The sequence below is a fragment of the Vibrio sp. QJM3NY_27 genome, from assembly GCF_057785955.1.
This window is the reverse complement of sequence record NZ_CM173512.1, coordinates 519,254-540,184: the sequence shown is the minus strand read 5'-3', so window position 1 is coordinate 540,184 and position 20,931 is coordinate 519,254. Positions and strand designations below refer to the sequence as shown.

Genomic DNA, 20,931 nt, shown 5'->3' with positions numbered 1-20,931 from the left:
ATTCAATTGTTGTAATTAGAGTCGCTTTATTTGTAACCGATGTGATTGCAAAAGCTGTTTTTGTAATTGTTTTGTTAATTTGGCGTGAATTTACCCCTTTATTTTTTATTGATATAGGGAAATAATGAAAATAATTAATTCCAAAATTGGCATAATCAAATGCGAGCAGACGATTTGATCCTGTTTTCACAGGTAGTAGAGCTGGGCAGTTTTAGTAAGGTGGCAGAGCAAAATAACCTTACAAATTCGGTAGTTAGTAAGAGAATTGCGCGTTTGGAAGAAGAGATTGGCGTGCAGCTATTATATCGAACCACGCGTAAATTGACGCTTACCGAGGCGGGTAAGGCAATGTTACACGGAGCCAAAAATGTGAAGCAGGCGGCTCAAGAGGCTATGGACGCAGTTTCAGGCTTTGGTGAAAATGTCAGTGGTCATATCAAAATGTCAGTGCCTACTATCTCCGGAGATTTGATTCTGGCAGACGCTGTTGCCGAGTTTTGTAATATGCACCCAGGTTTAACGGTCGATATGTCACTTAACAATCGCTTTGTCGACTTGGTTGATGATGGCCTTGATTTGGTTATTCGAACGGGTTATTTGGAAGATTCCAGTTTAATCGCTCGTCATATCCTTGATTCGCAATGGGTGGTGTGTGCTTCTCCGTCTTATATCGCCAAAAACGGTAAGCCGATGCAGCCCAAAGATTTGGTGGATCACAACTGCCTGCAATACGCTTATCAAACAACGGGCGCCAGTGAGTGGCAGTTCCTACATAGTAAAGACGGCTTTACTGATAACGATAAATACATCGTGCGTGTTTCTGGTTCTTTTTCTACCGATAACGCCACGGCACTTCGTAAAGCTGCGTTGGGTGGTCATGGTGTTGCGTACGTGCCGCGTTGTCTGGTGTATCACGATATTAGAAATGGGCAGTTGGTGGATATCTTTCCAGATTTAGTCGGCAAGAAGCTCGGTATCTATGCGGTGTACCCCTTTACGCGCCAGCCACCGAACAAGATTAAGTTATTGATTGAACACATCAGAACGCGTTACCTGACGATTTCACATTATTTTTAATAAGGATCACGATGAGCTATTTAAAAGAGTATCAATATCCAATCACCAATAAACAGATCGTTAGCGATGACTATTTTGGTCAGATAATCGAAGACCCATATCGCTGGTTAGAAGACGACAGAAGTGACGAAACCGCGCAATGGGTGGCGAGTCAAAATGAAGTCACATTCGATTACCTTGCTCAAATTCCGTATCGCACTGAACTGCGAGAAAGGCTGGCGAAAGCGCAAGACTATAAAAAGAGCTCGCAGCCGTTTGTACGAGGAGATTACACCTACTTCTATAAGAACGATGGCTTGCAGAATCACAATATTCTTTATCGTCAGAAAGAAGGTCAGCCGATTGAAGTATTCCTAGATCCGAACACTTTTTCGAAAGATGGCACCACATCACTTGGCTCGGTGTCGTTTTCTAAAGACTACAGCTTAGTGGCGTACAGTATTTCAGAGGGTGGAAGCGACTGGCGTAAGATCTTTGTTATCGACACCGAGACTAAACAGCAGCTTGAAGCCGAAATCACCGACGCCAAATTTACCGGCATTTCTTGGTTGGGTAATCGTGGCTTTTATTACTCTAGTTACGATAAGCCAGACGGTAGCCAGCTTTCTGCACGTACCGAACAGCACAAACTTTACTTCCATGAGTTGGGTACAGAGCAAGCTAGCGACAAAGTGGTTTTTGGCGAGAACAACGCTGAGCAGCACCGCTATGTATCAGGCTATACCACCGAAGACGACCGTTACTTGATCATTCTAGGTCGAGAGTCGACATCGGGTAACAGACTGTTCTATATCGATTTAAATTCACCTGGACAATCGCTGAACACGCTGATTGATCATGTGGATAGCGATACGTACCTCATCGATAACCAAGATGAAGTCTTCATTTTATACACCAATCTCGATGCGCCTAATGGCAAGGTGGTGAGCTTTGATACTCGCAGTCAACAGTGGCTCGATATCATTCCTGAAAAGCCACAGCCGTTAGATATCAGCACTGGCGGTGGTTACTTGTTTGCCCACTACATGGTCGATGTGGTGTCTAAGATTGAGCAGCTGGATTACCAAGGCAATCTGGTTCGTGAAATCCACTTACCGGGTCTCGGAACGGCCAGCGGCTTAGGTGGAAAAAACGAGCAAACCCAGCTTCATTACACCTTTACCAACTACGTAACGCCGCCAACGATTTTCTCTTTTGATGTTGAATCTGGAAGCTCTGAAATCTACCAACGCTCTGAGTCTCCGTTTGAGTCGGATCAATTTGAGTCTAAACAAGTCTTCTATACCTCGAAGGATGGCACTCAGGTTCCGATGCTTATCTCTTATAAGAAGGGATTAGTGTTAGATGGTAGTAATCCGACCATGTTGTACGCGTATGGTGGTTTTAATGTCAGCTTAACCCCTTCCTTCTCGGGAACAGTGGGTAGTTGGCTAGAGCTTGGCGGTGTGTATGCGGTGCCGAACTTACGCGGTGGTGGCGAATACGGTAAGGCGTGGCACAAAGCCGGTACACAACAACAAAAACAGAATGTATTTGATGACTTCATTGCTGCTGCGGAGTTCTTAATCGAAGAAAACTACACCAGCAGCGATAAGTTAGCGATCCGCGGCGGTTCTAACGGAGGCTTGCTGGTAGGCGCTTGCATGACACAAAGGCCTGAGTTGTTCCAAGTGGCTTTGCCAGCGGTTGGTGTGTTGGACATGTTACGTTACCACACCTTCACGTCTGGCGAAGGCTGGGCGTACGACTACGGTACATCAGCGCAGAATAAAGAGATGTTTGAATACCTGCTGGGTTATTCTCCGGTTCATAATGTGGTGCGCGGCGCGGATTACCCTGCGACATTGGTGACGACTGCCGATCACGATGATCGCGTGGTACCGGCTCACTCTTATAAATTCATTGCAGAGCTGCAAGACAAGCATGAAGGTGGCGTGCCAGTGATGATCCGTATTGACGTCAATGCAGGGCATGGGGCAGGTATGCCGTTGAGTAAAGCTATCGACCTCGCTGCTGATATCTACGCATTTACCCTGTTTAATATGGGAATAGAGTCCCTAGGTTCAATCTAGAAAATACTTAATTTTAGATAACTGGGTATTTAACTCAGACCAAAAAGCCTCAAAATCTGCCTTAGATTTTGAGGTTTTTCATATATATGAAAACCAATCAAATTCACACCTCGTTCTCTTTGCTTTTCGGCACCCTTTTACGTGATAGCCGCCACCATTACTGATGAAATGAAAGCGATTTCAAGCTGATATTTTACACATTTTCCACTATAACCTGTTGATCTAAAATCAGTAGTTTTCGTCATGGATTTTCTAAAAGTTTCATGGCATTTAAGTTGATTTATCAGTGTGAACAGCGACCAACTTTTCAACTCTTTCATTGCTTAATATTTCCCTGTTCGATGAAAACTCAAAAAAATAATAGGGAAATACAATGCAAAAATTTAAGCTTTTGCCAATAACGGTCGCAGTGGCGGCATCGCTTGCTTCACTCTCTTCTTTTGCTGCTGATACTAATATCGAAGCATTAGAAAAACGAATCCAAGAGTTAGAATCTAAGGTTGTTGAAATTGATTATGTTAACGATCAACAGCCAGCAGTTTTGACTCCAGACACGAAAGTGCCAGAAGGGATTGTATTCTCTGGTTACGCTCGTTACGGCGCACATTACTCGGATGGAGACAATCGCTATGTTGAAGTTGGTAGCTCAGGCCGCTCTCTTGGTCGTTTAGGTAACGAAGCCAACGGCGGTGAGTTTCAATTAGGAAAAATTTTCCAAGCAGATAGCGGCGCGAAGTGGGACGTAGTGCTCATGCTTGATGATTGGAACAACGATCAGTGGGGTTCTTCTGGCGGCGTAAACTTGAAGAAAATGTACGCTGGTGTCACTAATTTCGTTGAGAGCCAACCTGAGCTATACGCATGGGCTGGTCGTGATTTCCATCAGCGCCCACAACAAGGTTTGAACGATTACTTCTGGATGTCTCACGATGGTCAAGGTGCGGGCTTTAACAACTTAAACCTTGGTGGCATTAAGCTAGATATGGGTTTTGTTGGTGCGGTTGATAGCGAAGACGGTGCTCTAGGTAATGATTCAGGCCGTTATGGTATTACGTCGAAACTTCACGGCATCAATGCTGGTATTGGCAACCTAGATTTGTATGCTAACTATGGTTTCGCGTCTGAAGAAGCCGATACTATCGGGAATAAAGTAAGCGATGAAAATGCATGGCAAATCGGTGCAACTCTTGGCTTAGGTGATTCCAACAAGTTAGTTGCTAAATACGCTGACGGTGCTGACAACTCAGTATTTGAGTTAGCGGGCGATAAGCAAGTTATCTATGTAAGTTTAGAAGGTAACTACGCAACGAGCGATCAATTCATTATTGATTACCTTATATCGTATAAAGACATCTCTGGTGACGATGCAACAGAGCAGAGCGAATACGCTGGTATCGTTCGTCCACAGTACCAATGGGATGACACGCATTCTACATGGTTAGAAGCGGGCTATGCGATGGAAGATCGTGATGATGGTTCTGAGAAAAACGGTTGGAAAGTCACGCTATCTCAAAACGTATCACTTGGTGGTCTACCTTGGAGTCGTCCAATGCTACGTTTCTACACAACAGTGGGTGATGTGGAGACTAAAGGCACAACTGAAACGGTTACTGCAGATACACTTGCGTTCGGCGCAATGTTTGAAGCTTGGTGGTAATCACAAGCTAGAAACAATAGCTCTTTGAATTAGGCATATTTTCAAAGAGCCATACTTTTGAATATCCATGCTTGTTAAGAGCATACGTTGAAATACCTATGCTTTTAAAGAGTAAGTAATACTGTCCATTTTAGCCCTAAAGGCAGATTGATTAGGGCACGTTTCAATTAACTCCATTCTTGGGCACATTTTTGTGCCCTTTTTTTCGCCACTAGATCAAGGAATAACGATGAGACTTTCTTCCATTGTGTCTCGAGTCTATTTAGGTTTCTTCACGCTGATAGTAATCATGCTGGGTAGCGCATGGTTGAGTATTAGCAGCAACAAGAACATAACCTCACACATCGAAACCATAACCCAACAAGCCACCCCTTTAATGCTCCAATCCTCCACGCTCACCATTCGTTTCTTGGACATTAATCGCAGCACTACTCCCTATTTATCCGCCAACTACATTGATGAGCTCGAACCGCTGAAACAAACCGTCGTGAGTAACATCGCGCAATATCAGCAGCAGTTGAATTGGTTTGATGGCAAGGCTGAATCGGGCTCACCACTTGAACCCATGCTCCAAAATATTGAAGAAGCGGGCGTTGCCACCATCAATAAGATAGAACAGTCCTTGGACTTATACGTCTCTTATTTGGATAGTAAAGATCTCGGTTCGATGGAGCAGGAACAATTTCAATCGGTAGTGGGTCAACTCAATAATACCTTGGTGAATCAATTGGCGAGCACGAGCTCAGATGCAACGCAAAAAGCGGTAGAAGCCTTGTTGGTTCAGTTGAGTTTGATTGCAGCAGAAGCGAATGAAGCTTTCTCTCTGCAAACGTCATCGGAGATTCGTGGTGTTGAGCGTCGTCTACAAAGTCGTAAAGAGCGATTCGAACAAGCTGTATCAGACTTGGATAATCTGGACTCATCTTTGTTACGCCGCAGTAAACAGTCTTTATCACTGCTCGCTTCACATGTATTTTCAGCGCAAGGATCTGTGTCAACGCATATGGAAACCGTGAAGCTACATGAGAGCATTGCTCAGCAAAGAGTGGAGATCGAACAGCTAATTGATGTGCAGTTAAGCCATTTTGATGAGCTTTCTATGTACGCGGAAGACACGGCTAAACGTTTATATAACGAGTCGATGGACTTCTCTCATCAAGTACTGTTGATGCAGGCCATCATTGCTATTGGGTCGGTTTTTATTGCGCTGCTAATCGGGCTGAACATCGCTAAAGGGATTCGCAAGCCAAGTAAATTACTGCAAAGTGCACTAGACCAAGTCGCCAAAAAAGACTTGAGCGTGATGGTTCAGTATCAAGCCAATAATGAATTTGGTTTGGTGAGCGATAAAGTCAATTTGGTGATCAGTCACCTGACTCAAATGATTGACAACATGCGCCACTCCTCTACACGTCTAAAAGAAGCTTCCCTTGAGAACCAAAGCACCAGTCGTTCCCTGCGTGAAGCGATGCAAGAACAAACCAATCAAACGGTGATGGTAGCGACAGCGATGGAACAAATTGAGTGCTCAGTGACGGAGATCACTCAGGCGGCCAACCAAACTCTAACGCTAGTGACCGAAGCGGTATCCAGTTCCTGTGATGGGCAAAAGACCATGAATAAAAGCGTCGAATTGATGGGCAGCCTAGAAAATAAGCTGGCGGAATCAACAGCGACCATTGGTCAGCTTGAAAGCGAAAGCGCCAGTATTGGGTCCATTCTGGATGTGATATCTGGGATCTCTGAGCAAACCAATCTACTGGCGTTGAATGCGGCAATAGAAGCCGCGCGAGCGGGAGAACAAGGGCGTGGTTTCTCTGTAGTTGCGGATGAGGTTCGAGTGTTAGCAGCCAAAACCAATGCTTCTACGCAAGAGATACACAACAAGATCGAGCAGTTGCAAACTAGCTCTAAACTGGCGGTTGAACAGATCAATCAGTGCGTGGTGGGTATGGTTCAATGCGTAGAACAAACCAGCGAAGTGAATCACTCGATATCGACGGTGTCTGATCTGCTTAATGAGGTTGAGCAAAGGAGTCATCAAATCGCGACCGCGACGACAGAGCATCAAGTCGTTGCCTCTCAAGTCACGCAAAATATCAGTCAGATACACACCTTGGCTGAAGATAACTCGCAACGTTCCCAAGTGCTTTTTTCCCACGGTCAACAGCTTGAAACCATGTCGCAACAGCAATTCTCATTAACTCAAGAGTTTAAGTTAGCGGAATCATCTAATCACAAAGATTAGAGCCAGTTAATTTCTTCCATGATTTCACGCCCAGCCTTCCGCTGGGCGTTTTCGTATCTGGTTTTTTGATGAAAAGGCTTTGAGCTAAAAATCACCGTGAAATGTTCTCATACAATTTCGAAAGGCCATTGAAATAACAAGGTCACTTTCCCCGTGTATATTGCCGTCAGCTGCGGATTCATCATCAAATGACGTTTTAAAAAAATGGATTTAGGCGGACTTGTTTGACCTGACGAACAAGTAACCGAGCGCCATCTTGATAATATGAACAATAATCTCATGAAACAGTTTCATGGCGTGAAGTTAATCTGTAAGCGCTTTCATGATTTCCACAACTGGCCTTTTTACCTCCAACTTTAGTGTGATGACACTCACTTCAACCAAGACGCCTTTCTTTAATAATCGTTTTGTAAGCGGTTACAAGCTAATGAAGTATCGAGGTTCGAGTGGCAACAATTAAACACGTATCAGAACATGCAGGTGTGTCTCAGGCGACAGTGTCTAGGGTTATTAATGGCACTAGCCGAGTCAGTCATGACAAGAAGCTGAAAGTAGAAAAAGCGATCAAGGAGCTGGGTTATCGCCCGAATTCTATCGCCCAAGCTTTGGCTTCAAGTCGTACCGGTAGTGTTGGCGTTGTTGTTCCAGAGCTTGGTGGCTCTTTCTATTCAGGCATCTTGCATAGCATAGAAGAAAACCTACGCCGCTTTGGTTACCACGCTGTTGTTGCGGCGGGCTCGAACACCGAACAAGGGCAGCGCGAGTCGGTGGAGTTTCTATTGGGGCGTCGTGTTGATGCTTTGATTCTTCACACTCAACTGCTCAGTGATGACTATTTAATTGAATTGGAAGAACAGGGGACCCCTGTGGTTTTAATTAACCGCTTCATCCCAGAAATGGCGATGAGTTGCATTGATGTTGATAACGAAGTCGGGGGGCTACTCGCTACTCAATATCTATTGCAAAAGGGACATACAGATATCGCGTGTATTACCGGGCCTTTAGATAAAGCAGATGCTAGGGGGCGTTTGCAGGGGTATCGAAAGGCCTTGGAAGAAGCGGGTGTGCCATACGATGAAGCATTAGTCTCGGAAGCGGGCTTTACTGAAGAGACTGGCATCAGTGCGATGAAGAAGCTGATAAATCGTAAGTGTCATTTCACAGCAGTATTTGCTTCGAATGATCACATGGCATTTGGCGCCTTCGAGGTGTTGCATCAAGAGGGGCTGTCTGTTCCTAAAGATGTATCACTGGTGGGCTTCGATAACACCATCTTCGCGCGCTATCTGACCCCTAGTTTGACCACCATTAATTTCCCTATTGAAGAGATGAGCGTTGAAGCAGTACAGCTCACTCTACAGAAGCTAAAAAAAATAAAACATGACGTGAACTTTAAATTGCTGCCGACGTTGGTCACTAGAAACTCGGTATCGGATTTACCAGTTACCCTATAAAAATATTAAGGATAGAACATGAAATTTAAGACCTTAGCGCTTTCATGCGCGGTTGCTTTAGGATTAGGTACAACAGCTGCGAATGCAGCAGACAAAGAAATTCGTTTCGACGGTTTCCCTGATTTCGATAGCAGCCTAAAGGTATTACTGCCTGATTTCGAAAAGGAAACGGGTATCAAAGTTGATTACCTTATGAACAACCACGGTGACCACCACACTAAACTGACAACGAACCTTGCAACGGGTTCTGGTGCGGGTGATGTGATTGTTGTCGACGTTGAGAAAATTGGTCCATTCGTGGGTTCTGGCGGCCTAGTTAACTTGTCTGAAAACTACGGTGCAGATAAGTACGAAGAACGATTCGCATCTTATGCGTGGGCACAGGGCAAAGGCGCTGATGGTGATATGTACGGCATCCCTGTCGACCTTGGTCCAGGTGTTATGTACTACCGTACCGATGTATTTGAAAAAGCGGGCATTGATGTTAATGAAGCAATCAAAGATTGGGATTCATACATCGCTGCTGGTGAAAAACTGAAAGAGCAAAACGTACAACTTATCGCTTCAGCATCAGATGTTGCACAAGCCATTATCTTCACGACGGTTCCTGAGGGTGAAGGCCTTTATTTTGATAAAGATGGTAACCCAGTGGTGACATCAGAGCGTTTTGTTCACGCTTTTGAAGTAGCAAAAGAGATTCGCGACAAAGGCTTAGACGGCCGCATTCTGGCTTGGTCTAACGAATGGTACGAAGGCTTCCGTAACGGTACGTTAGCAACTCAATTATCTGGCGCATGGCTATTGGGTCACCTTCAAAACTGGATGGCTCCAGATACTGCGGGTAAATGGGCAGTCTCTAACCTTCCAGATGGTATCTACGGCAGCTGGGGTGGTTCATTCCTTTCTATTCCAACTCAATCGGACAACCCAGATGAAGCGTGGGCTCTTATTGAATACATGACGACTGATCGTGATGTTCAGCTGGGTGCCTTTGAGACTATCGCGGCCTTCCCTTCTAACGTAACCACGTATGACGATGAGCTTTTCCAAGAGGAGATGGAGTTCCTTGGCGGACAAAAAGCACGTCTTCTTTTTGCTGAAGTTGCGCAAAATATCAAACCAGTATCTCCAGCACAAGGCGATCACGTTGCACGTTCTATAATTTTGGAGAACGCGTTAATGGAAGTGCTTGATGAAGGTAAAGATATCAAGACAGCGTTGAAAGAGGCTGAACGTCTAATCAAGCGTCGCACACGCAGTTTGTAATTTATTTTTACTTTAAGTAAGTGAGGAAGCGTGGATAACGCGCTTCCTTTTTTTAAGAGGTCGTTACTATGAATCATACAGCGAGCACAACGATGGAACCTGCGGATAAAAGTCTTTTTTCTCGTCTAAATTTGAAAGCGCTTACACCGTATGGATTTCTTCTGCCGTTTCTGATCATTTTTTCTGTATTTGGGATCTTCCCGCTGTTGTTCTCCGTTTACCTGTCGTTCCACGAGTGGAACCCGGTAAGAGGCATGGATGCAATGGAGTTCGTTGGTTTTGAGAACTATCATATTGCCTTGACTGACCCGTGGTTATGGCGTTCATTGAAGAATACGTTTTGGTTAGCTATCACGTCAGGTGTGGCTCAGCATTTAGTTGCTATTCCAGTGGCTTACATGTTGGTTTCTATGGGTGATCGCATGCGTCACTGGCTAACATCAGCGTACTTTTTACCGTTTATCACTTCAACGGTCGCAGCGTCACTGATTTTTTTCAACATGTACTCTCCTAACTCAGGAATCATTAACCAAACGCTGATGGCTCTGGCCGATAGCACGCTGTTTGGTTGGGCATTTGCTTGGGTTAACGATTTCCAACCAATCCGTTGGTTAGACGATGCCACTATGGTGAAGCCGTCTATCGCGATCATGGTTTTCTGGAAATACACCGGTTTCAACATCGTTCTTTACACCACCGGTTTAATGACGATTCCTAAAGACATTTTAGAAGCTGCACGTATGGATGGTGCCAATGCTTTCCGCCGCTTCTGGAACATTTCACTACCAATGATTCGTCCATTCATCTTCTTTGCTATCACGATGACCATCATCGGTAACCTGCAAATGTTTGAAGAACCGTTCGTACTAACACGTGGTACAGGTGGTACGGGTCAATCAGGTCTAACTATTTCGATGTACCTCTACAAAGTGGGTTGGGAATGGCTAGAAATGGGCACAGCATCTGCTATCTCATGGTTACTGTTTGCACTCATCGCGACTTGTACATTGGTTCAATTTTTACTCTTCGGTAAGAAAGGCTTAGGGGAACATTAAGATGTCGACATCAATTAAGACAAATACCTCACCACTAAGTGGACTGATGCCAAGCGAACGCAGCATGTATATTCTGACTAAGATCTTGATGGTCATGTTAGGCATTTTACTGGTTGTTTCAGCGCTAATTACAGTCTTTCCATTTGTATGGTCGGCACTGCTATCAACGCGTGACCGTTCTGAAATTTTCGGCACGGGCATTAGCTTTGCGATTGGCGATAGCCTGGCGATTAACTACGCCAAATTGCTTGAAATCATGCCGTTTTGGAAAGCGATGTTTAACTCGATTTACGTGGCTTTCTTAGGCACCACCATCTCGCTGCTGTTTTGTAGCATGGGTGGTTACGCGTTTGCTGTGTTTAAGTTCCGCGGTAAGAACGTGTTGTTCGGCATGCTGGTTGGCTCAATGGCGATTCCGCCGGTGCTTAGCTTGATCCCTTACTTCATGATCGTGAAATTCCTAGGCTTGTTAGACAACCATATGGCGGTGTGGCTGCCGTTCACAACGACACCATTTGGTATCTTCCTGATGCGTCAGCACGTGATTGCATCGATTCCTAAAGAGCTATTGGAAGCCGCAAAGCTGGATGGTGCTGGTGAGTTTAGAACGTACTGGAGTGTGGTATTGCCACTGATGAAGCCCGCATTAGCAACACTGGCTATCGTTCAATTCGTTTTCTTCTGGAACATGTTTATGCAGCCTCTCGTGGTGCTTAACAACCCAGATAATTACGTGATTACACAGGCGCTACGAAGCGTTCAAGGCATTCCAAATACGCCATGGGGCGCGGTGATGCTAGGTACTACAATTTCAATTTTACCACTCGTGATTACTTACTTGTTCGCATCGAAACAGATGATCAGTGGTTTAACGTCCGGCGCAGTCAAAGGTTAGGTTTAAGGGTTATAACAATGAATAAATATCAACTTCCAAGTGATTCAAAGTTACGCAGTAAGGAATTTGTATTCGGTGTCGCGACATCTTCATACCAAATTGAAGGCGGCGTTGAAGAGGGCGGTCGTACACCGTCTATCTGGGACACATTTTGTAAGACGCCGGGCAAGGTCGATAACGGCGACAATGGTGATGTGGCGTGTGACCACTACCACTTATGGCAACAAGACATCGAGATGATTCAAGGCTTAGGCGTTGATGCTTACCGTCTCTCTATTGCATGGCCGCGCATCCTGCCGCAAGACGGTGTGGTGAACCAACAAGGTCTAGAGTTTTACGGTCAGATCATCGATGAGTGTCATGCTCGTGGCATGAAAGTGTATGTGACTTTGTACCACTGGGATCTTCCGCAATACCTTGAAGATAAAGGCGGCTGGCTAAACCGCGAAACGTCTTACAAATTCGCAGAATACGCAGAAGTGGTGAGCAAATACTTTGGTGACAACATCGATGTGTACACCACGCTCAATGAACCGTTTGTTTCTGCATTCCTAGGTTACCGTTGGGGCGAACACGCGCCAGGCATCAAGGGTGAGAAAGAGGGCTACCTAGCGTCTCACCACCTAATGCTGGCACACGGTTTGGCAATGCCGATCCTTCGCAAGAATGCACCTCATGCTAAGCATGGTGTGGTATTCAACGCGACGCCAGCTTACCCGCTGACGCCACAAGACCAAGCGGCAGCCGACTACTGCGAAGCGGAGAACTACCACTGGTTCATCGACCCAGTATTGAAGGGCGAATACCCACAGCTGGTGGTTGAGCGCCAAGCGATGAACATGCCGATGATTTTAGAAGGCGATCTAGACATCATCAGTGCACCGGTTGATTACATCGGTATTAACTACTACACACGCAATGTCGCTCGCTTCAACGAGAACGGGGATATTGAATCAGTAAAACAGACTGACGCTGAACACACTTACATCGGCTGGGAAATTAACCCACAAGGTTTAACCGATTTATTGGTAAGACTGGATGCTCGTTACGAAAATATGCCACCTATCTACATCACCGAGAACGGTGCTGCAGGCAACGACGAGCGCGTTAATGGACAAGTGATGGACGACCAACGAGTTCGTTATTTCCAAGGTCACATCGAAGCGGTTCACAACGCGGTTGAAGCGGGTGTGAAAGTTGATGGTTACTTCGCTTGGAGCCTGATGGACAACTTTGAGTGGGCATTTGGCTACTGCCAGCGTTTTGGCATTGTCCATGTTGACTACACCACCCAAGAAAGAACATTGAAACAGAGCGCAATTGCGTACCGAAATATGCTGCTAGAGCGCGCTGAGGAGAACAGATAATGGCTAAAGTAGAATTTAAGAACATCAAAAAATCATTCGGTGATGTTGAAGTCGTCAAAGAGTTTGATTTTACGGTTGAAGACGGTGAGTTCGTGGTTTTCCTTGGCCCATCTGGCTGTGGTAAATCGACAACGCTACGCATGCTTGCTGGCCTTGAAAGTATCAGTTCTGGTGACATCGTGGTTGGCGGCAAGTTGATGAATAAAGTCGACGCGAAAGACCGTGACTTAGCGATGGTATTCCAAAGCTACGCTCTGTACCCACATATGACGGTGTACGAGAACATCGCCTTTGCGCTAAAACTGAAGGGCATGCCAAAAGCAGAAATCGACGTAGAAGTGCTAAAAGCGGCGAAAATGCTAGAGCTTGATCCGCTACTCAACCGTAAGCCTAAAGAACTTTCTGGTGGTCAACGTCAACGTGTGGCAATGGGGCGTGCAATGGTTCGTACGCCTAAGGTTTTCTTGTTTGATGAGCCGCTATCTAACCTAGATGCAAAACTTCGTGGCGTGATGCGTGAAGAGATCAAACACCTACACCGTGAACTTAAAACCACAACGATCTACGTAACCCACGATCAGATCGAAGCGATGACACTAGCGGATCGCATCGTGATCCTGAAAGACGGTTATGTTGCTCAAGTTGGTACACCAACCGAGGTGTTCCAGCGTCCGGCAAACAAGTTTGTCGCGCAATTCATTGGTAACCCATCAATGAACATGTTGGAAGCAAAACTGATTGAAAAAGAAGGCGAGTACTTCGTTGAAATCGGCGATGTTCATATCCCACTGCCTGAGCGCTTTAAGTCTCTGGCGTCTAAGAACCTAGCGCTGCATTTTGGTGTTCGTCCAACAGACATTCACCTACGTGCCGAGCAAGTTGACCACGACCGCGTGCTGCCATTCCCTGTGAAAATCAAAGACAAGGAGTTACTGGGCGCAAGCATTCTTCTGAAAACAGAAATTGGCGGTCAACCGCTGATGGTTGAAACCCAAGCGGCTGAAGTCGATGTAAAAGATCTGACGCTTTATTTGGATTTGGATGCTTTCCACTTGTTCGATGCTCTGAGTGAGAACTCGCTAGCGAGCTAGTCAATCAATGCAAGTCTGCCATTGAGCTGACACCAACCAACTTACGACAAATTGTTTTGGCTCCTCCTGATTTGGGAGGGGCTAGGGATAGTGATGATGAAATTCGGATATTTTGACGATAAAAACAAAGAATACGTAGCAACCACACCGTGCACACCGATCAAATGGTGTAACTATGTGGGTACATTAGATTTCGGTGGCATTGTCGATAGCAACGGCGGTGTGCTGTTGTGTAAGGGCGACCCTGCACTCAACCGCATCACCAAGTACATTGCACAACTGCCAAATTCAGATTTCAAAGGTTCGACAATGTACCTCAAGGTGCGTGATAAAGCGGGCAATGTAGAAATATTCTCACCGTTCTACACACCCACTCTGAAGCCGCTCGATAAGTTTGAAAATCACACCGGTTTGTCATACACCACCATCATTGCAGAAGCATTTGGTGTGCGTTGTGAAGCGACTTTCTTCGTACCAAAAGCTGACCAAGTACTGCTACAAGACATCAAAGTCACCAACATTTCAGGTAAAGCTCTGCACGTTGATGTGGTACCTGTGTATGAATTCACACACTTCGATGCACTTAAACAGCTACTCAATGCGGACTGGGTGCCACAAACCATGACGCTTAAAGCGCATCAGCAAGAATCGGGTCATACCGTGCTTGAGCAGTATGCCTTTATGAAGCGTGACTACGCGGTGAACCTGATGACAGCGGATCGCCCTGCGACGTCTTTTGATGGTGACCGCCAATCGTTCCTAGGTAATTTGGGTTACGGTACATGGGCAGCGCCAGAAGCACTAAACAATGATGAACTAGGCAACACCGAGTGTTTGCGTGGCGACAATATTGGTGCGCTTAACCTACGTCTAGGTTGGTTATCTCCAGAGCAGACAGAACGTACAATTGTACAAATCGCACAAGAAGAGAGTGTTGAAGCGGCGCTGCCTTTATTGGCTAAATATCGTGACCATCAAGTTGTCGATTCGGCTTTCGCTGAACTGGCTGAACATTGGGATGGTTACCTACAAGCGGTTCAGGTTGAAACGCCAGATCCGGCAATGAACTCAATGCTTAACGTACATAACCCACGTCAGTGTCACACAACCAAAAACTGGTCTCGTTACCTGTCTCTGTACCAGCTTGGTTATGGGGCTCGTGGCATCGGTTTCCGTGATTCTTCGCAAGATACTTTAGGCGTAATTACTCACATGCCGGAAGAGGCGCGTGAGTTTATCGAGCGTCTGTTGTCTGTGCAAAACACCAACGGTTCTGCGATGCACCAGTTCTTCCCATCAACCATGGAAGCGAACGCGGGTGATTCGCGAGAAGAAGAAGATCGCCCTGATTATTACGGCGATGATCACCTGTGGATCATCTACGCGGTGACGCAATATGTGAAAGAAACGGGCAATGCAGACTTCTTGAATAAAGATATTCCGTTCTATCAAAAAGACAAAGCGGGCAACCCAGTCGAAACGGGAACCGTGTGGAACCACCTGTGCCGCGCGATTGAGTTTACTTACACCAATACCGGTGAGCACGGTCTACCGCTATTAGGTTTTGCTGACTGGAATGACACGGTGAACCTGCCAACGGGTGCTGAGTCGATGATGGTGGCGAACATGTACGGCAAAGCATTGCTCGACATGTTGGACTTGTGTGAGCTGCGTGGTGAAGCGCAACTGACAGCTAAGTTTAAAGATCAGTACCAACAGATGCAGAGCACAGTCAATGAATGCGGCTGGGATGGCGAATGGTTTGTTCGTTACTTTGATGAGCAGGGCTTGCCGATTGGTTCTCATAAGAATGAGCAAGGGCAGATCTACACCAACGGTCAAAGCTGGCCTGTAATTTCTGGTTTCGCGACTCAAGAACGTGCAACGCAAGCACTAGATTCAGTTTACAACAAACTGAACACCACTAATGGCATCAAGCTTTCAACACCGGGTTACAACGGCTTTGATCCACAGCTAGGCGGTGTTTCAACTTACCCACCAGGTGCGAAAGAGAACGGTGGTATCTTCTTGCATTCAAACCCGTGGGTGATGATCGCAGAAGCGAAAATGGGCAACGGTGAGCGTGCTTACGAGTACTACCGTCAAATCAACCCAGCGTCTAAGAATGATGACATTGATACCTTTGAATCTGAACCTTACTGCTACCCACAAAACATTTTGGGTGACGAGCACAAACAGTTCGGTTTAGGACGTAATGCGTGGCTTTCTGGTACTTCATCTTGGACATATGTGGCGGGTACGCAATGGATTCTAGGTGTTCGCCCTGAAGTGGATGGCTTGCTGGTGGACCCATGTATTCCTGCTGAGTGGCCAGAGTTCAAAGTCCGTCGTCAGTTCCGTGGTGCGACTTATCATATTCATGTCACTAACCCGAATAACGTGTGCAAAGGTGTGGTTGAAATGAAGGTAAATGGTGACCTAATTTCAGGCAACCAAGCACCGGTATTTACATCGGGTGAGCACACCATCGAGGTGATTCTAGGTTAACAAGAGAAGGGCGCTTTATGCGCCCTTTATTGCTTCTTTAGTTTGATTCATTCGTTGTAGTTGTTTCGTTAGCAATGCGTTCTCTGGGGGGCTGATTTCGCATTCAGCAGTTGCCTTGATTTGGTTTAGTTATTTTGGTTGATAGGTGGCTTGGCATTGCCAAGTAAAGGTTTGAGATTGGTTCGGACTAAGCGTCAATAAGCCAATCTGGTTATTGAATGCATCAGCTGGGCAAGTCATTGGTTCTATTGCAATACTTTGCTCGCTAGTCGGCGTGTACAGCTGAACGAATGGATAGCTTGCATCTTGTTGATAGCGAATAGCGGCAGACGAATCTGAGCGCGTAAACGCAAGTTGATTGGTTGTCTTGGAATCAAATTCAAAGCAGTGATTTAAGCTTTGATTGGTGAGTGAATCACCCAAAGACAAACAGTCAAAAGCCAGTTTTTCACCATTGGGTAGGTCGTTTTCGTGGATGACCTCAGAGCAAGGCGACATAGCGAGTCCACATTGTTCTAGCTCAGTGCCGAGTGAGAAATAAGGGTGCCAAGCATCACCGAATGGGAATGCAGAATCACCAAGATTAGAGACGGTCGTTGAGGAAGTGAGTTTACCCGTGATGTCGACATTGAAGGTTACTTCAAGGTTGAACGCAAACGGGAAAGCAGGATGCAAAGACGACGTTTGATACTGCAACGTCACACTGGCGGATTCTTCAGTGGCTACGCTGTTTGTGATTGAAAAAGGTTGGTTGTAGAGCAGGCCATGTACGGCGTGATCAGACCAAGGAAAGTTAGCTGGGAGTTGATGGTTTTGGTTATCGAAACTGTAACGACCTAAGTTTAAACGGTTTGGAAAAGGGAATAATTTAGCACTGCGGGAAAAGAACGGATGTTGGTTGATCAGTTCATCATAATTCTGATAACCACAAATAAAAGAGAATGGACTGTTATTTACGATATATTTATTAATAATAGAACCAAATCCATTGATTATTTGAAGTTCTATACCATGTTGGTGGTTTATTAATGTGACAGAGTCAATATTTCCAAATTTTTCATTTATAATTTTAAACATGTTGATGTCTCCATTTTTAAAAGATATTAACAAGAAGAAAAAAATATTCAATGGCGGTTTTAAAATGAATAATAAAATTCCATATACGAGCTACTCAGGAAATTCGGAACACTTATGTAAAAAAGGTGATGCAGTTGAATTTATTCAACCTTGGTACACGCCAATTTCTACCACACCAGAAAATACCGGTATGGCGGTGGGCGGAATTGGTAACACATTTACACTGACGCCAAACGGCAAAACACCAAATTTCAGCTTTATTCCGGGAATATTTGTTGATTGTTCAGAGCAAGTTATTAATTTTAATGATTTTTATGCGTCAGTGATGAATGTGCCAACCATCGACACGCTGCAAGTTCTTAATGAACAAGAGCTAAGCGTTCACCTGAACTTTTATCCGGCTTTGTTCGATGGAAAAAAGATTGAAAGTAGAAACATGTCGAATGCGATTAGTCTCATTCAAGCAGCATTAAAAAATGGTCGCTTCTACCAAGAAAATAAAGCTAACTTTACAAAATGGAACGTTGAATTTTCAAATAAGACTCAATTGTTAATTGAAGAAGATTCAGGCTCAACTATTTGTCAATTATATGTCGCCTTAGATTTCTTTAATGGTTTATTAATAAATGATACAACGAGATTATTATCACTTACTGCGAGTGATAATAATGATATGGATAATATCAATGGCAGTGATATAGATAGAGTTAATGGTAGAGATATAGAATATCAAGCTTTGTATCCATTGGCTGAATATAAATACAGCAGCTTCGAAGATATTAATATAAAGCGTAAGGTAGTCTCTCCGATCGTTAAAGAGAACAAACGCCTTTGCTCTTTACCGATGCACTGGAATCACTTCGAATTAACCAATAATTCAGCGCAAACTCGAGTTATTACGCTTGCTCAACCGCTACAAAACTTGATTGGTTCAACCTATCAAAAAGGTCGCGATGGCATTCAAGATTCGGCGTGTACCTTGTCTCAAAACCCGATCGCTCAGCAGCATGAAGTGGTTAACTTAAAAGGCGAAAGTCACAGCTTTACGGGAGTTCAGCTTTCTAGCCAATCGCCTTATCAGAGCGATATTGAAGGCGAAGTGGTGTTTGGTGTTCAAGCGGATAACCATTTGGTGGAATCTGGCAAGGTCTCGATTTCTGTGAAGCCAACGCTTTACACCTCTAAGAGTGCTCAGCAAACAGAGTTCGCACTGAAAACAGGCCGCACAAACACTGAGTTCCAAACAGGAATTTACACAGGGCGTGAAGCGTTGAGCGCATTGGTGGTGGTTCAGGTTGAATTGGAAGCGGGAGAGTCTGTTGACCTGCGTTTTGCGCAAGTAATGGCACACAGCAAAGTCATGCTTAATGGTTGGCATTCAGAGAAGGCTTACACGCAATTTTACCCGCAAACGCAACCAGCTCTGCCGATGTTAGAAGACGTATTGCCTGAGCTAGAAGCGATTGAGCAACAGATCGTGAAGCAACAAGCAACCTTCCTAGAGCAAGCTCAAAGCAAGATCTCGCAGCCTGATTCAGCACTTCGCTATGCGACGATGGCGATGAATTCATTGTCGTTCTTAGCGGAATCAACGGTATGGGATAAAGAAGATAAATTCTTAGTAAAAGAGTGTGTCGACTACCCATTCTTTAACTCTCTGGATGTGTATTTCTACGGCTCATTCTCACTGCTTTATTTGTTGCCTGAGCTTGATGGCTGCGTGATGAAAGAGTTTTCTAAGGCCATTTTGGCGGAAGACTTTACCGAGCGCCGCTACTGGGAATACGAAGCGACGCCCAATGCCGAATTGATTGATGACAAGTACCAAGGCGTGCGTGCCATTCGAGGTGCGGTAATCCACGACTTGGGTAGTCCGTTTGACATCCAGCCCGATGCTTACAGCTGGCACAACGTGAAAGAGTGGAAGGACTTAGCGCCGAAATACATTCTGATGGTGTACCGCCATTACCAAAACACCCAAGCTCTCTCTGTGGTTAAAGAGTGCTGGCAAGCGGTAACTGAAAGCATCGATTTCTTATCGAATTTGATCGCTGAAGGTGACGATTTACCACTAACCCGAGGCACAGACGATACCTTTGATAACCTCGCGTCTCACGGCATCTCAATTTACTGTGCGAGCCTTTGGGTTGCTGGCCTACAAGCCGCGAGCGAACTTGCACAATTGATGGGTGAAAGCGAGCTAGCTAGCGGTTACTTAACGCGTTCTAAAAAGGCGTTAGCCACGGTTGAGCAAAGCTTGTGGGATGACAAAGAGGGTTACTACCACTTCTTCGTGACGCCAGTTCAAGCCAAGCACTTAACGGGACAAGGCTACCAAGTATTGGAAACCTTGGGGCTTACGTTGACTGGCGATACGATTGCCGATAAGAACATTCTGAACGACTATCTTAGCCAAACAGATATTTCAATTGATGTTAGTAAGGTATCTCAAAGAGTCTCCAAGAAACATTTGTTGAGTGAGACAGCACCTCACGCCTTTACACAAGAGTACTTAGACTTAGTGCCGGACTCTGACAACAGTTTTGGTGATGCATTGTTAGCCGACAGTTACTTAAAGCTCATCGGTCTAGAGGGCATTTTCCCAGAAGACAGAATCCAACGTGCACTAGACTATGTTTATAAGCACAACTTTGAGATCAACAGCCCTAAGTTGGGTGTTGCAAATATGACGTTAGCCGACGGCTCACCACATGAAGCATTTCAGGCTCAAGATGTGTGGATTGGTGTTCAGTTTAGTGTGGCAACGGCGTTGAACTTAGCGGGGAAATCGCAACAAGCAGAAACATTGATGGATACCGTGTATACCGCGCTCTATGACTATTCGAAAATTCCATTTGCAGCACCAGAGGGGTTCAATTGCTCTGTGTCTGTCAATGAGAAAGATCTTATAGAAGTGTTTAAAGTATCGCAAAATGATGCGAAAAACTGGCTAAGTGTACTTAAATGTCAAAAGTGTGTGCTGTCTGACGGTCGTATCAACCCAACATTAACGAAAGATACTGACAATTTTGTTAAAATGATGGGCGGTGAAATTCCGCTAGAAAAACTGGCAGGCTTACACAAATGGCTATCGAGTACTGGCTTGAAATATACAGCTGGCCGCTATTTTAGACCGGGGATGATCTTCGCCTACTTGTACTGAA

General features: G+C 45.2%; 13 protein-coding genes. 12 read left to right on the top strand and 1 reads right to left on the bottom strand.

Annotated features, from left to right (window positions below; translation table 11 throughout):
- Positions 1-159: 159 nt before the first annotated feature.
- From AC3CIA_RS18295 to AC3CIA_RS18245, 11 genes are all read left to right on the top strand, one after another.
- A complete protein-coding gene (locus AC3CIA_RS18295; RefSeq protein ID WP_054546142.1) occupies positions 160-1,077 on the top strand; it encodes a LysR family transcriptional regulator in 918 nt (305 codons plus the stop codon).
- Positions 1,078-1,088: 11 nt separating this feature from the next.
- Complete coding sequence (locus AC3CIA_RS18290; protein WP_488519460.1) at positions 1,089-3,149, top strand: prolyl oligopeptidase family serine peptidase; 2,061 nt, start codon at positions 1,089-1,091, stop codon at positions 3,147-3,149.
- A 373-nt stretch (positions 3,150-3,522) separates the two neighbouring features.
- Positions 3,523-4,806 carry a carbohydrate porin gene (locus AC3CIA_RS18285; protein WP_102445631.1) on the top strand — a complete coding sequence of 428 codons (1,284 nt, stop codon included), beginning with the start codon at positions 3,523-3,525 and terminating at the stop codon, positions 4,804-4,806.
- A gap of 229 nt (positions 4,807-5,035) precedes the next feature.
- Positions 5,036-7,054: a methyl-accepting chemotaxis protein gene (locus AC3CIA_RS18280; protein WP_371706688.1), complete on the top strand. Its 2,019-nt coding sequence runs from the start codon at positions 5,036-5,038 to the stop codon at positions 7,052-7,054.
- Positions 7,055-7,500: 446 nt separating this feature from the next.
- A complete protein-coding gene (locus tag AC3CIA_RS18275) occupies positions 7,501-8,508 on the top strand; it encodes a LacI family DNA-binding transcriptional regulator (RefSeq protein ID WP_488519459.1) in 1,008 nt (335 codons plus the stop codon).
- 18 nt (positions 8,509-8,526) lie between these two features.
- Entirely contained in the window at positions 8,527-9,774 is a 1,248-nt protein-coding gene (locus AC3CIA_RS18270; protein ID WP_054546147.1) for an ABC transporter substrate-binding protein, read from the top strand.
- A 68-nt stretch (positions 9,775-9,842) separates the two neighbouring features.
- On the top strand, positions 9,843-10,829 hold the full coding sequence (locus tag AC3CIA_RS18265) for a carbohydrate ABC transporter permease (RefSeq protein WP_102551672.1): 987 nt from the start codon (positions 9,843-9,845) through the stop codon (positions 10,827-10,829).
- 46 nt (positions 10,830-10,875) lie between these two features.
- On the top strand, positions 10,876-11,724 hold the full coding sequence (locus AC3CIA_RS18260) for a carbohydrate ABC transporter permease (protein ID WP_017077012.1): 849 nt from the start codon (positions 10,876-10,878) through the stop codon (positions 11,722-11,724).
- 17 nt (positions 11,725-11,741) lie between these two features.
- A complete protein-coding gene (locus tag AC3CIA_RS18255; RefSeq protein ID WP_102299825.1) occupies positions 11,742-13,091 on the top strand; it encodes a GH1 family beta-glucosidase in 1,350 nt (449 codons plus the stop codon).
- Positions 13,091-14,182 carry an ABC transporter ATP-binding protein gene (locus tag AC3CIA_RS18250; protein ID WP_009846155.1) on the top strand — a complete coding sequence of 364 codons (1,092 nt, stop codon included), beginning with the start codon at positions 13,091-13,093 and terminating at the stop codon, positions 14,180-14,182. Before AC3CIA_RS18255 ends, AC3CIA_RS18250 begins: the two co-directional genes overlap by 1 nt.
- 93 nt (positions 14,183-14,275) lie before the next feature.
- Positions 14,276-16,690 carry a glycoside hydrolase family 94 protein gene (locus AC3CIA_RS18245; RefSeq protein ID WP_488519458.1) on the top strand — a complete coding sequence of 805 codons (2,415 nt, stop codon included), beginning with the start codon at positions 14,276-14,278 and terminating at the stop codon, positions 16,688-16,690.
- A 129-nt stretch (positions 16,691-16,819) separates the two neighbouring features.
- Here the strand turns inward: AC3CIA_RS18245 and AC3CIA_RS18240 are convergent, their stop codons facing one another.
- Positions 16,820-17,767, bottom strand: coding sequence for an aldose 1-epimerase (locus tag AC3CIA_RS18240; protein ID WP_488519457.1), 948 nt, complete (start codon positions 17,765-17,767; stop codon positions 16,820-16,822).
- A 64-nt stretch (positions 17,768-17,831) separates the two neighbouring features.
- On the opposite strand from AC3CIA_RS18240, the gene AC3CIA_RS18235 reads away from it, so the two are divergent.
- Positions 17,832-20,930 carry a GH116 family glycosyl hydrolase gene (locus AC3CIA_RS18235; RefSeq protein WP_488519456.1) on the top strand — a complete coding sequence of 1,033 codons (3,099 nt, stop codon included), beginning with the start codon at positions 17,832-17,834 and terminating at the stop codon, positions 20,928-20,930.
- The last annotated feature ends 1 nt before the right edge of the window (position 20,931 follow it).